Below are 13,150 nucleotides of genomic sequence, written 5' to 3'. Positions count from 1 at the left end.
GTTACGCCGTCAGTGCTTCCTTGGCGGCAGACTCTTCGACCACTTCCTCGTCGTCCGAGCGGATCAGGTGGTCAAAGGCGGACAGGGCTGCCTTGGCGCCTTCGCCGGTGGCGATGATGATCTGCTTGTACGGCACCGTGGTGACGTCGCCGGCCGCAAACACGCCGGGGATCGAGGTCTGGCCGCGTGCATCGACTTCGATTTCGCCGTGGCGCGACAACGCTACCGTGCCTTTCAGCCATTCCGTGTTCGGCACCAGGCCGATTTGCACGAAGACGCCTTCCAGCTCGACCTTTTTCGACTCGCCGCTGACCCGGTCCGTGTAGCTCAGGCCATTGACGATCTTGCCGTCGCCGTGGATCTCGGTGGTTTGCGCCGAGGTGATCACGGTCACGTTAGGCAGGCTGTGCAGCTTGCGTTGCAGCACCGCATCGGCGCGCAGTTCCGCGCCGAACTCGATCAGGGTCACGTGTTTCACGAGGCCGGCCAGGTCGATCGCCGCTTCCACGCCCGAGTTGCCGCCGCCGATCACGGCCACGCGCTTGCCCTTGAACAGCGGGCCATCGCAGTGCGGGCAGTAGGCGACACCGTGGTTGCGGTATTCCTTCTCGCCCGGCACGTTGATTTCGCGCCAGCGGGCGCCAGTGGCCAGGATGACGGTCTTGGCTTTCAGGATCGCGCCATTCGCCGTTTCGATCTGCACCAATTTGCCCGGCGTCAATTTCGCGGCGCGCTGGGTGTTCATGATGTCGACTTCGTATTCCTTGACGTGCTGTTCCAGCGCCATGGCGAACTTCGGACCATCCGTTTCCTTGACGGAAATAAAGTTTTCGATGGCAAGGGTGTCGAGCACCTGGCCGCCGAAACGCTCGGCCAGCACGCCCGTCTTGATGCCTTTGCGGGCCGCGTAGATGGCCGCTGCCGCGCCGGCAGGGCCGCCGCCGACGATCAGCACGTCGAACACGTCTTTCTTGTTCAGCGCTTCGGCCTGGCGGGCGCCGGCGTTGGTGTCGAGCTTGGCGAGGATTTCCTCGACATTCGTGCGACCCTGGCCGAAGTGCTCGCCGTTCAGGAACATCATCGGCACGGCCATGATCTGGCGCGCTTCCACTTCTTGCGGGAACACGCCGCCATCGATGGTGGTGACCTTGATGCGCGGGTTGATCACGGCCATGGCATTCAATGCCTGCACCACTTCCGGGCAGTTATGGCAGGAGAGCGAAATAAACGTTTCAAATTCGTAATCGCCGTCGAGGTTGCGGATCTGCTCGATCACGGCATCGTCGAACTTGATGGTGTGGCCGCCCACTTGCAGCAGCGCCAGCACCAGCGAGGTAAATTCATGGCCCAGCGGCACGCCGGCGAAACGCACGCCGATATCGGTGCCTGGGCGGTTGATGCTGAACGACGGGGTCCGTACGCCAGCGTCAGTGCGCTCGACCAGCGTGATCTTGTCGCTCAACAGGACTATTTCCTGGAGCAATTCTTTCATCTCGCGGGCTTTTGCGCTGTCATCGAGAGAAGCGACCAACTCAAGCGGATACACCACTTTTTCCAGGTAGGATTTCAGTTGGGTTTTGAGGGTGGCGTCTAACATGATGTTTTCCTTTTCTACAAATATTTAGGCGAATGCCGGGCCGGACACCCGGTCCGGCATCGCGGTAACTACTTGTTTGCTGCTAGATGTTGCAAGGTTTCAAGACTTAGATCTTGCCAACCAGGTCCAGCGATGGGGTCAGGGTCGCTGCGCCTTCCGTCCATTTGGCTGGGCACACTTCGCCTGGGTGGTTCGCCACGTACTGAGCGGCTTTGACTTTGCGCAACAGTTCCGCTGCGTCACGGCCGATGCCGTTGTCATGCACTTCCAGCACTTTGATGAAGCCGTCAGGATTGATGACGAAGGTACCGCGCAGTGCCAGGCCTTCTTCTTCGATCATGACTTCGAAGTTGCGCGACAGGGCGCCGGTTGGGTCGCCGATCAGTGCGTATTGCACTTTCTTGATCGCGTCCGAGGTGTCGTGCCAGGCTTTGTGCGCGAAGTGGGTATCGGTCGAGATACCGTAGACATCGACGCCCAGCTTCTGGAATTCAGCGTGGTGATCGGCCAGATCTTCCAGTTCGGTTGGGCAAACGAAGGTGAAGTCGGCTGGGTAGAAGACGAATACCGACCACTTGCCTTTCAGCGACGCTTCCGTCAGGTCGACGAATTTGCCATTGTGGTAAGCGGTTGCCTTGAATGGTTTAACTTGGGTATTGATCAGCGACATAGTCATTTCCTCTCGTGTGGTGAATCAGTAAGACTCTAGTGTAAGGGGTTTTAACCCATATGCAAAATTGATTGTCACAATAGTTTCAATTAGTTTTAGCTATCATGACGCCATGGGAACTCCATGATAGGCAGTTCCCACGGGATTGGATAGCGGTGACAGTGGATACCCCTGCCGCCGCCAGGTGTTCAATTCTTAATTCTTCAGCTCTTCCGGTACCTTGCCGCCGTTTTCCGCCAGCTTGATCATCACCTGGCGGTGCAGCCAGATATTCATGCTGGCCGAATCGTTGGTGTCGCCCGTGAAATGCAGCTCTTGTGCCAGTTCCTTGCGCGAAGCCAGGCTGCTGTCCAGTTGAAGCAGTTTCATCAGGTCAACGATGGACGTGCGCCAATTGAGTTTTTCCGCGTTCTTGCTGGCCAGGTCGACCAGCACCACTTCCACGTCCACCACCGGCACGGCAGCCGCTGGTGCAGCGGCCGGTGCGGCGGCCGCTGGCGCGTCGGTAGCGGCGGCTGGCGTGGCTGCCGGGGTAGCGTCGGACGAATGGTGGAAGATCTTGTTGTAGATATTGCTGAAAATGCCCATGAGGTCACCTCAAGTTGAGTGAATGGAAGAAATACTGCCTGCGCTCCCGGTGTAGGTACCGGTGACAGCAAAGCCGGGCGCAGGCGCCAGCCCGTCGAGTATAAGCCCGTTCAAGCCGGGAGCCCTGTCCCGCAGGCGTGCATGCCATCTGGTGGCAGGCGATACCTGTTTCAAGGGTGCAAGGGCCGCTGCGCGCGCAGCAGCGCATCGAACGCTTCGATGGCCAGCGGCGGCGCAAACAGCTCGCCTTGCGCAAAATCGCAGCCGATCTCCAGCAGGCGCGCGCGCTGCTCATCGGTCTCCACCCCTTCGGCAATCACCCGCAAGCCCAGCTTGTGGGCCATGGTGACGATGGCTTCGCACAGCACCAGCTCGCTGGCGCCGGGCGCCAGCTTGCGCACCAGCACGCCGTCGAGCTTCAGGTAATCGATGCCGCATTGCTGCAATTGCGTCAGCGAGGCATGGCCGCTGCCGAAGTCGTCCAGGGCGATCTGCAAGCCCGCTTCGCGCAAGTGCTGCAAGCGGGGCGCCATGCTGGTGCCGCCAGGTAAAAGCACATCTTCACGCATGTCGAGCACGATGGCCGAGGCCGGCACACCGAGCGCCGCCAGCTGGCGCAGCCAGGTGCCGGGCGCCTCGACTTCGCGCTGCAATTCCAGCGACGACTGGTTCAGGCACAGTTGCAGCCCCGGCAAGCCGATGGCATGGCCTTGCGCACGCCAATGCAGCAGTTGCGCCGCCGCCGTGCACAGCACCCAATCGCCGATCTCCACGATCAGGCCGCTGCTTTCGGCCAGCGCGAGGAAATCCGGCGGGCACACGAGGCCCCGCTGCGGATGGTGCCAGCGCAGCAAGGCTTCCGCCTTCTCGATGCGTCCGCCATGCAGCGCGACGATGGGCTGGTAATACAGCTGCATCTGCTGTTCGCGCAGGGCCGTGCGCAAGTCCGCCCCCAGGCGCATGCGGTTGACGGCCGCCACCTGCATGGCGGGCGTAAAGTAGCTGTAGCGGTTGCGCCCCGCCCCTTTCGACACATACATGGCCTGGTCCGCGTGCTTGAGCAATTCCTCGATGGTGCCCGCGTCGTCCGGATACAGGGTGATGCCGATCGAGGCCGAGACGAACGCCTGCTCCTGCCCCAGCAGGAATGGCGCCAGCAAGCCGTCGAGTATCTGCCGCGCGATGCGGTCGACTTGCTGCAGATCATCGAGGTCGGACAGGATCACCGTGAATTCATCGCCGCCCAGGCGCGCCACCGTGTCCGTCTCGCGCACGCCCACGCGGATGCGCCGCGCCGCCTCGATCAGCAGGATATCGCCCTGGTGGTGGCCGAGGGTGTCGTTGACTTCCTTGAAATGGTCGAGGTCGATGAACAGGATGGCCACGCGGCTCGTATCGCGCCGCCCCTGGGCCAGCGCCTGGCGCAGGCGTTCGTGGAACATGCGCCGGTTCGGCAATTGCGTCAGGGTATCGAAGTTGGCTTGCTGCCAGATCAGCGCTTCCGTTTGCCGCTTGTCCGTCACGTCTTCCAGCATGCACAGGTGGTGCGGGCCGCCATGGCGCGCCGTGGCGATGGCCGTCACCGAGGCGTCGACCCACACCACGCCGCCATCGGGCCGGACGATCCGCTTGGCGTGGCGAAAGCCCTGCAGGCTACGCGCCAGCAACTGCGCCACCTGCTCCTGCTCGCCGGGCACATCGTCGGGATGGCTGATCTCCATCCAGCTCGTTTGCTTCATGTGCTCCAGGCTGCGCCCGCTGATGGCCAGGTAGCGTGGATTGATGTCGAGAAACTGTCCGCTCACGGTATCGATCAGGGCGATGCCCATGGGCGCTTCCTCGAACATGGTGCGAAAGCGCAATTCCCCCTGGCGGATGGTTTCCTCCGTGCGGCGGCGCTCGCGGGCCAGGTTGTTGAAGTGAAAGGCCGCCGACACGGCCAGCAAGCTGCCCGCCAGGCCCAGCGACAGGTATAGCCAGCCCAGGTCGGCGCCCGGCACGGGGCGATACAGGAAACCCTTGTAGGCGCGGCTGTCCGTGGCATTGCGCGGCAGCACGCCCATGCTGGCATACGTGTCGGCGATGTGCTGCCAGCGCTGGGGATTCATGTAGCCGAGCTCCACCAGCACGGGCTGCAGCAGCAATTCCATCTGCTGCGCCTCGTACAGCAGGTGCGCGCGGTCGTGGCGCTGGCTGTATTTGACGTGGATCAGTTGCGCCATTTCCTCGCGGTGCGCCATCGCGTATTGCCAGCCGCGCAGGCTGGCCGCGCGGAACGCTTTCACGCGCTCGGGATGGCGGCGCAGTTCGTGCTCGCTGGTAAACAGGTTGTCGCCGTAGAAATCGATGCCGGCCGTGCGCGGCGTAAACTGGTAATAGGGAAAGCCCGCCCGGTCTAGGTAGTCCGGTTCGTTGGTGGAATACGCGGCGATGGCGTCGACCTTGCCATCGATCAAATCTTCGATGCGGTAGCTGGGCGGCAAGTGGCGCATCTGCTGCGGCGCGACGCCCATTTTCGCCAGGAACAGCGACACTTCATCGGCGGCAAGGGCCACGTCGCCGGCCGCGCCGATCATCACGGGCGCCCCCACCAGCTTGCGCACGTCGGGCGCGCCGCCCTGCTGGCGCATCAGCAGCACGCTGGGCGAATGCTGGAACACGACGGCCAGCACCACCAGGGGCTTGCCCGCCAGGCGGCTGAGCAACAAGGTGCTGTTGCCCACGCCATAGTCGGCCTGGCCCGCCAACACGGCCGCCTCGGCCAGCGGCCCGCCGCCGCCTTCGACCAGCCTGACTTCCAGCCCCGCCTCGCGGTAATAGCCTTGCTCGATGGCCGCGTAATAGCCGGCAAACTGGAACTGGTGCGTGAAATTGAGCTGCAGGGTAACGGGTTCCAGCGCCCGGGCTGGTGTGGGCAGGCACAGCAGCAGGAAGACAAAGCCGCGCCAGGCGCGCGCCAGCCTGCCGGCGAGCGGCAAGACAAGGCGGAAAGCGTCGCGGGCTTTCATCGGCATGGCAGAACACCACAGGAAGCTGCCGAGCTGGCAGGGGTAAGGCTATTGTAGCCGCCCCTTTTGCCAATGGATAACTATTTCAGTGAGGACAATAGCGTTGATGTTTTTGGCAAACAATGTCGCCATTGTTTGCGCTAGAACACGACGCCGGCCACCAAAATGATGTTGGCGTACGGACTGCACTCGCCCGTGCGCACGATGGCGCGCGCGCCCTTGCTCAATTGCTTGAACTCCTCATGCGTCACCTGGCGCGCATCGGGCAGGGACAAGGCCGCCACCTGCGCCGCCATGGCCGGATTATGCTGCGGCAACTCGCTGGCGAGCAAATGGTATTCCACCTGCATTTCAGTCAATACCGTGTTGACGGTATCGATGAAGCCAGGGATGCCGCGCGTCAAGGCCAGGTCGATCAGGGGCACGCCCGGCTGCGACGGTAAGCCCGCGTCGCCGATGACGAGCATGTCGCCATGGCCGAGCGACGCGATCAGTTGCGACAGTGCGATATTGAGCAGCGGTGATTTTTTCATGGGCGTCGTGTCGTTAGAACAGCTCGTGCAAGTGAGGGATCGAGGTTTGCGCACCGGGCTTGGTGACGCTCCAGGCAGCCGCGCGCTGGCCTTGCTGGATCGCTTCCGCCTCGTCCATGCCGGACGCCAGGCCCGCCACAAAACCGCCGATGAAGGTGTCGCCGGCGGCCGTCGTGTCGACGGCTTGCACCACTTCGGCGGGGAAGGTGTAATCGCCACCGTACAGGGCCGCATGCACGCCCTTGGAACCCAGGGTGATAATGACGTTGTCGCTGCCCAGCTTTTGCAGCGCGGCGGCCAGCGCCTTGGCATCCGCGCCATCCGGGCTGACGCCGGCCAGCATGGCCGCTTCGATTTCATTCGGTATCAGGTAGTCGACCAGTTCCAGCACGCCGTCCGGCAGGCTGGCCGCCGGGGCCGGGTTCAGCACCACGGTCTTGCCCAGCGAACGGGCCAGCTTGATCGCATGCACGACGGTGGCCATCGGCGTTTCCAGCTGCAGCACGACGATATCGGCCTGTTCGATCAAGCCTTGCGCCGCATCAATGTGTGCCGGGCTCAACAGATCGTTGGCGCCGCCGGCGATGACGATGCTGTTCTGGCCATTGTCATCGACAAGAATCGAGGCGATGCCGGACGCCACGCCCGGCAAGGTGGTGATGTGGCTATCGATGATGCCGTCGCCGACCAGCGCCGCGCGCAACGTCGCGCCGAACGCGTCGTCGCCCACGCATCCGACCATGGCCACTTGCTGGGCGCCCGCCACTTTGCCGCTCAGGCGCGCGCAGGCCACGGCCTGGTTGGCGCCCTTGCCGCCAGGAATGGTGCGAAAGGCGCCGCCCGTCAGGGTTTCGCCGGGGAGGGGCATGCGCGGTACGCGCAAGACCAGGTCCATATTGATGCTGCCGATAACCACGATCATGATGTCATTCCCATCAGTTCAGTTGCAGGTGAAGAAGTAGGTGCGGAAGAAGGTAACGTGACGGCCGCGCTGGAGCCGCGCACGTGCAATTCCGGGGCGATGCTGCGCTGCTGGCGCGGCAAGGCGGGGTCGGCGATGCGCGCCAGCAGGCAGGCGGCCGTGATGCGGCCCAGTTCGCGCGTATTTTGCGCCACGCTGGTCAAGGCCGGATGCACGAAGCTGGCCAGGTCGATATCGTCGAAGCCGACGACGGCCAGTTCGCCCGGTACGGCAATGCTCCGCTCGGCGGCGGCGCGCAGGGCGCCGAAGGCCATCAGGTCGTTGCAGCAGAACAAGGCGTCGGGGCGCTGGTCTGGCGGCAGCGCCAGCAAGTCCAGCGCGGCCGCATAGCCGCCCGCGCTCGTAAAATCGCTGTGGCGGCACAGGGCGTCGGCCAGGACCACGCCGGCGTCCGCCATGGCGCTGCGCACGCCGGCTATGCGGTCGTTGGAAATGCTCACTTCGCGGGGACCGGCGATGCAGGCGAGGCGCCGGCGTCCCAGGCCCAGCAAATGGCGCGCGGCCAGCACGCCGCCGGCGCGGTTGTCGACAGCCACGGCATCGATGGACAGGTCGCTGGGCGCGCGGTCGAGCAGCACGGCCGGCACCTTCATCTTGCGCAGCAATTCGCCGTCGCTGTCGGCCAGCGCGGACAAAATCAATCCGTCGCAGCGCTTGGTCAGCAGCACGTTCAGGTAATCGCGCTGCTTGACGGGGTCGTCATCGGAATTGCACAAAATGACGCTGTAGCCGGCCGCGTAGCAGCTGTCCTCGATGCCGCGCGCCACTTCCGAAAAATACGGGTTCGTATTGTTGGGAATGATCAGGCCGATGGTGCCCGTGCTGCGGCTGCGCAGGGAACGCGCCAGCGCGCTGGGCACGTAATGCAATTGCTCCGCCGCCGCCAGCACGGCGCGGCGCGCCTCGTCGCTGACGGGGCGGGTATTGTTGAGGACGTGCGACACGGTGGTAAACGACACCCCCGCCGCCTGCGCCACTTGCTTGATGGTTGCCATGGGCGATGTGGCGCTTAGGCGCGTTCGCCGCGGCGGCGGTAGGTGTCGAGCACCACGGCGGCGACGATCACCAGGCCCGTGACGATGCGTTTCACGGGTTCCGACACGCCCACTTGCGCCAGGCCCGCTTCCAGCACGGAGATGATCAACACGCCGATAAAGGTGCTGATGACGGAACCGCGCCCGCCCATCAGGCTCGTGCCGCCGATCACCACGGCGGCGATCACTTGCAATTCCATGCCCACGCCGCCGTTCGGGTCGGCCGCTTCCAGGCGCGACACCTGGAACAGCGCGCCCACGCCGGCAAGAAAGCCCATCAGGGCGAACACCAGCACCTTCGACGGTTTTGTATTGATGCCGGACAAACGCACGGCTTCCTCATTCGTGCCGATGCCGATCCAGTGGCGGCCCAGCACCGTGCGCGTGAGCACCAGGTGGCCGATGACGACGATGGCGATCGAGGCGATGAAGGCGGGCGACAGGCCGAACGCGATTGGCGAGCTGATGCCGTCAACGGCGCTGCCGATGTACTCCGTGCGCGAGTTCGTCACTTGATACGCCATGCCGCGCGCCATTTCCAGCACACCCAGCGAGACGATGAACGAGGGAATGCGCCAGCCGACGGAAATGAGGCCCGTGGTGGCGCCGCACAGGGCGGCGACGAACATGCCCAGCAGGGCCGCGCTCCACACGGGCCAGCCCCAGTGCACGACGGCCAGCGACAGCACGGACGCGGCCAGCGCCATGACGGAACCGACGGACAAATCGATGCCGCCGATGATCAGCACGAACGTCATGCCGACGGCCATCACCACCAGGGTCGGGATATTGTTCGACAGGGTGCTGAGGGTGGCGAGCGTGAAGAAGTTTTCGCTGGCAAACGAGAACAGCACGCACATGGCGACCAGGGCGCCGATCAGGCCCGCATAGTTTTTCAGGTCGGCCAGGCTGCGCTGCAGATACGAAGGAGAGGAGTTGGTGGTCATGGGAATCTTTCCGGCGGATCAGGCCGCAGCTGGAGTGGAAGTGGGGGTCAAATAGCCGGAGAAGGCGGCCGACAGCAGCGCGTCCTGGCTCCAGGCACCGCGCTCGAAGGTGTCGACGATGCTGCCGGCGCTCATGACGGCGATGCGGTCGCAGATCAGCATCAGTTCGCGCAAGTCGCTCGACACGATGACGAGGCCCTTGCCCTGGCGCGCCTGTTCGGCCAGCACCTGATAAATATCAAACTTGGCGCCGATATCGATGCCGCGCGTGGGCTCGTCGAACAGCATGACGGGGCAGTCGCGGTACAGCCAGCGGGCGATCACCACCTTTTGCTGGTTACCGCCGGACAATTCGGCCACCGTTTGCGCGCTGTTGCGCGAGCGGATGCCCAGGCGCTGGATATAGTCATCGGCCACCGTCGCTTCGGCCGCGTCGTTGAGCCAGCCAGCGCCGCTGACGGTGTCGAGCGACGCCAGGGTCGTATTCACGGCGATGGACTGGCGCAGCAGCAAGCCTTGGCCCTTGCGGTCTTCCGTGATCATGGCGATGCCCGCTTGCACGGCGGCCTGCGGCGAGTGCAAGGCGGCGGGCGTTGCGCTGTCGCCGAGGAACACGTCACCGGCGTCGGCGCGGTCGGCGCCAAAGATCAGGCGCAGCAATTCCGTGCGGCCCGAGCCGATCAAGCCGGCGATGCCGAGGATTTCGCCGGCGCGCAAGTCGAACGAGGTCGGGTTGACGACCTTGCAGCGCGCCAGGCCCCGCACGCGCAGCAGCGGTGCGCCGATGGTGCGGCCGCTCAGGTCGACGGCGTCGTCGGCCGAGCGGCCCACCATCAGGCTGACCAGGTCGGCGGCGGAGTGGCCCGCGATATCGTCGTCGCACACGAGCTGGCCGTCGCGCAGCACGGCGATGCGGTCGGCCACGCGCTTGAGTTCTTCCAGGCGGTGGGAAATATAGATGATGCACACGCCGTCGGCCTTCAGGCGTTCGATCTGCAGGAACAGCAATTCCACTTCGCGGTGCGTCAGCATGGCCGTCGGTTCGTCGAGCACCAGCAAGCGGCAAGCGCCAATTAAATTGCGCGCGATCTCGATCATTTGCTGGTGGCCGATGCCCAGTTCGCCGACCAAAGTCCACGGGTCGAGGCCGCCCAAGCCCACTTTTTCCATCTGTTCGCGCGCGTCGCGCTCAAGGCGCGTACGGTCGATGAAGCCGAAACGCTGCGGCAAATTCTTCAGGTACAGGTTTTCCGCGATCGACAGGGTGGGAATCAGATTGAGCTCCTGCATCACCATGCGGATGCCCAGCGCCTCGGCGGCGCCGCGCGAGGCGGGCTGGTAAGGCTTGCCGTCGAGCAGCATCGTGCCCGTGGTGGCTTGCTCCAGGCCGCAGATGATCTTCGACAAGGTGCTCTTGCCCGCGCCGTTCTCGCCCGTCAGCGCCAGCACCTGGCCAGGGGCGAAGCGCAGGCCCACGCCACCGAGGACGGGGCCGACATAGGACTTGCCGATGTTATCGAGCGTTAACAAGGGGATGGCGGCTGGCGCCGGGGGAATGTCGGTGGGCATGATAAAACTCCGCGGTAGTGGCGGCGGGGCCGGCGCCGCCTGCTCGGTGAGCAAGCGGGCGCCGGCCCCGGCGGGATCAAACGATCAGGACTTGGCGCCCTTGGCGACCAGTTCGACCTTGGTTTCGATGACACCACCAAGCTCGGCCTGTTTCTTCTTCTGCGCCAGGGCTTTCAGCACGGTCTCGATGCCGAACACGGCTTGTTGCGAACCGAACTGGTCGGCGGTAGCCAGCACGCGGCCATCGGCCAGCATCGGCTTGATGGCGTTGATGTTGTCGTAGCCGACGACGAGCACTTTGCCCGTCTTGCCGGCCGCCTTGATGGCGGAAATGGCGCCGATGGCCATGTTGTCGTTACCGCACAGCAAAGCCTTGATATTCGGATTGGCGTTCAGCATGGCGGCGGCCACCGTGTTGGCGGGGGCGATTTCCCACTGGCCCGACTGCACGCTGACCACCTTGGCGCCGGCGGCCGTCATGGCATCCTGGAAACCCAGGGTGCGCTGCTGCGCATTGTAGGTGGTGGACACGCCTTCGATGATGCCGACGGGGTCGCCCTTCTTGATTTGCTGCGCCAGGTAGTCGCCGACGACCTTGGCGCCCTTGCGGTTGTCCGGGCCGACGAACGGCACGGTGATGCCCTTCTCTTTCAGGGCGCCAGCGTCGAGCTTGTTGTCGATATTGACGACGATGATGCCCGCGTCGATGGCTTTCTTCAGCACCGGCACCAGCGCTTTCGAGTCGGCCGGCGCGATCACCAGCGCGTTGACGCGCGAGACGATCATTTGCTCGACCAGCTTGATCTGGCTCGACGTATCCGTTTCATCCTTGATGCCGTTCGACAGCAGGTCGTACTTGGCGGCATTCGCCTTCTGATGCGCCTTGGCGCCATTTTCCATGGTCAGGAAAAATTCATTGGCGAGCGACTTCATCACCAGCGCCACCTTTGGTTTGGCAGGTGTCTGCGCCATCGCCGGCACGGCGGGCAAGGCACACACCAGGACAGCGGCGGCAATCATTTTCAGGCGAATACGGGATGTCATGAGCGTCTCCAGAGTTGTTGGTCAAGCACGTGTACTGCATGCTTTTTAGGAAATTCGTTGCGCGCAAACGTTTGCGCGAAGCGAATAGTGCCTCAATGCCCCATATCAGTGCAAGCAAAACTGTATGTGCGGTGCAGCAAAAAGGGAGCGCCCAGAGGGAAACAGGCAGGCTGATGCCATCAGCCTGCCGGAGGGAAATACGCGGAAGTCAGGACTTTGTTGCGGGACGGGCGCTGGCCCACTGCACCGCCAGCACGCTGGCCAGCACCAGCAGCAAGCCCAGCATCGACCAGCCCGTCATGGCCTGGCCCAGCAAGGCCCATCCCAGCACGACGGCCATCAGGGGGCTGAGCAAGCCCAGCGAGGACACGGCCACGGGCGACAGGCGGGCGATGCCGCGGAACCACAAGGCATATGCCAGCAGGGCGCCGGCCAGGCACAGGTAGGCGTAGGCCAGCACTTGCTGCCAGGACAGTGCCGGCAAGGGCGCGTCAGCCAGCCAGGCGACGGGCGCCAGCATCAGGCCGCCGAGCAGCAATTGCCAGCCCGTCAGCGCCAGCACGGGCAAGTCCGGCTTCCAGCGCCGCGTCAGGTAAGTGCCGGCCGCCATGCAAGCCGTGCCGCCCAGCGCGGCGGCGATGCCGATGGGTTCCCACACCGTGCGTGGCGACAACAGCAAGACGCCCATGCCGGCCACGCCCAGCACGCTGGCGCCCAGGGCCAGGCGGGCCGGCCGGCGCCCTTCCACGCCCCAGGCGAGCCCCATCACCAGCAGCGGCTGGATGGCCCCCACCACGGCCGCCAGGCCGCCCGGCAAGCGGTAGGCGGCGACGAACAGCAGCGCCTGGAAGACGCCGATATTCAGGGCGGACAGGATCAGCACGCGGCCCCAGTCGCGCCGTGCGGGCAGGCGCCGCATCAGCAGCAGCAACAGCAGACCGGCCGGCAGCACGCGGATCAGGGCTGCCGTGAAGGGCCGGTGCGGCGGCAGCAGTTCGGACGTGACGATATACGTGGAACCCCAGATCAGGGGCGCCAGCGCCGTGAGCAGAATATCGCCCCAGGCGGGGCGGGCAAAGGAAGAGGCCATGAAACTATCTCGACATTAAGATAAAAGACCAGTGTGGGCGCGAACTATCTTGATGTCAAGATAAATACCTGCCTCCCCTGCCTGGTCG

Annotated in this window: 11 protein-coding genes; all 11 read right to left on the bottom strand. The window is 64.2% G+C overall.

What is annotated here, in order from left to right:
* Position 1: 1 nt before the first annotated feature.
* Complete coding sequence (gene ahpF / locus O0879_RS27850; protein ID WP_099666110.1) at positions 2–1,597, bottom strand: alkyl hydroperoxide reductase subunit F; 1,596 nt, start codon at positions 1,595–1,597, stop codon at positions 2–4.
* Positions 1,598–1,703: 106 nt separating this feature from the next.
* Entirely contained in the window at positions 1,704–2,267 is a 564-nt protein-coding gene (gene ahpC / locus O0879_RS27845; RefSeq protein ID WP_077398190.1) for an alkyl hydroperoxide reductase subunit C, read from the bottom strand.
* A 195-nt stretch (positions 2,268–2,462) separates the two neighbouring features.
* Complete coding sequence (locus O0879_RS27840) at positions 2,463–2,855, bottom strand: DUF3597 domain-containing protein (protein ID WP_289919878.1); 393 nt, start codon at positions 2,853–2,855, stop codon at positions 2,463–2,465.
* Positions 2,856–3,025: 170 nt separating this feature from the next.
* Positions 3,026–5,869 carry an EAL domain-containing protein gene (locus O0879_RS27835; RefSeq protein ID WP_289919876.1) on the bottom strand — a complete coding sequence of 948 codons (2,844 nt, stop codon included), beginning with the start codon at positions 5,867–5,869 and terminating at the stop codon, positions 3,026–3,028.
* A gap of 134 nt (positions 5,870–6,003) precedes the next feature.
* On the bottom strand, positions 6,004–6,396 hold the full coding sequence (gene rbsD / locus O0879_RS27830) for a D-ribose pyranase (RefSeq protein WP_099666108.1): 393 nt from the start codon (positions 6,394–6,396) through the stop codon (positions 6,004–6,006).
* 13 nt (positions 6,397–6,409) lie between these two features.
* Positions 6,410–7,318, bottom strand: a complete 909-nt coding sequence (gene rbsK, locus O0879_RS27825; protein WP_289906992.1) for a ribokinase — start codon at positions 7,316–7,318, stop codon at positions 6,410–6,412.
* Positions 7,315–8,373, bottom strand: coding sequence for a LacI family DNA-binding transcriptional regulator (locus tag O0879_RS27820; protein ID WP_289919873.1), 1,059 nt, complete (start codon positions 8,371–8,373; stop codon positions 7,315–7,317). Before O0879_RS27820 ends, rbsK begins: the two co-directional genes overlap by 4 nt.
* A 14-nt stretch (positions 8,374–8,387) precedes the next feature.
* On the bottom strand, positions 8,388–9,359 hold the full coding sequence (locus tag O0879_RS27815) for an ABC transporter permease (protein WP_099666105.1): 972 nt from the start codon (positions 9,357–9,359) through the stop codon (positions 8,388–8,390).
* An 18-nt stretch (positions 9,360–9,377) separates the two neighbouring features.
* Positions 9,378–10,928 carry a sugar ABC transporter ATP-binding protein gene (locus O0879_RS27810; protein WP_289919872.1) on the bottom strand — a complete coding sequence of 517 codons (1,551 nt, stop codon included), beginning with the start codon at positions 10,926–10,928 and terminating at the stop codon, positions 9,378–9,380.
* Between the two features lie 84 nt (positions 10,929–11,012).
* On the bottom strand, positions 11,013–11,948 hold the full coding sequence (locus O0879_RS27805; RefSeq protein WP_251351573.1) for a sugar ABC transporter substrate-binding protein: 936 nt from the start codon (positions 11,946–11,948) through the stop codon (positions 11,013–11,015).
* Between the two features lie 232 nt (positions 11,949–12,180).
* Entirely contained in the window at positions 12,181–13,062 is an 882-nt protein-coding gene (locus O0879_RS27800) for an EamA family transporter (protein WP_289914041.1), read from the bottom strand.
* Between the last annotated feature and the right edge of the window lie 88 nt (positions 13,063–13,150).

This window comes from Janthinobacterium sp. SUN120, from assembly GCF_030397735.1.
GTDB lineage: Bacteria > Pseudomonadota > Gammaproteobacteria > Burkholderiales > Burkholderiaceae_D > Janthinobacterium > Janthinobacterium kumbetense.
Note: the sequence above shows the minus strand (reverse complement) of the source record. Positions and strands in the feature narration are given on the sequence as shown.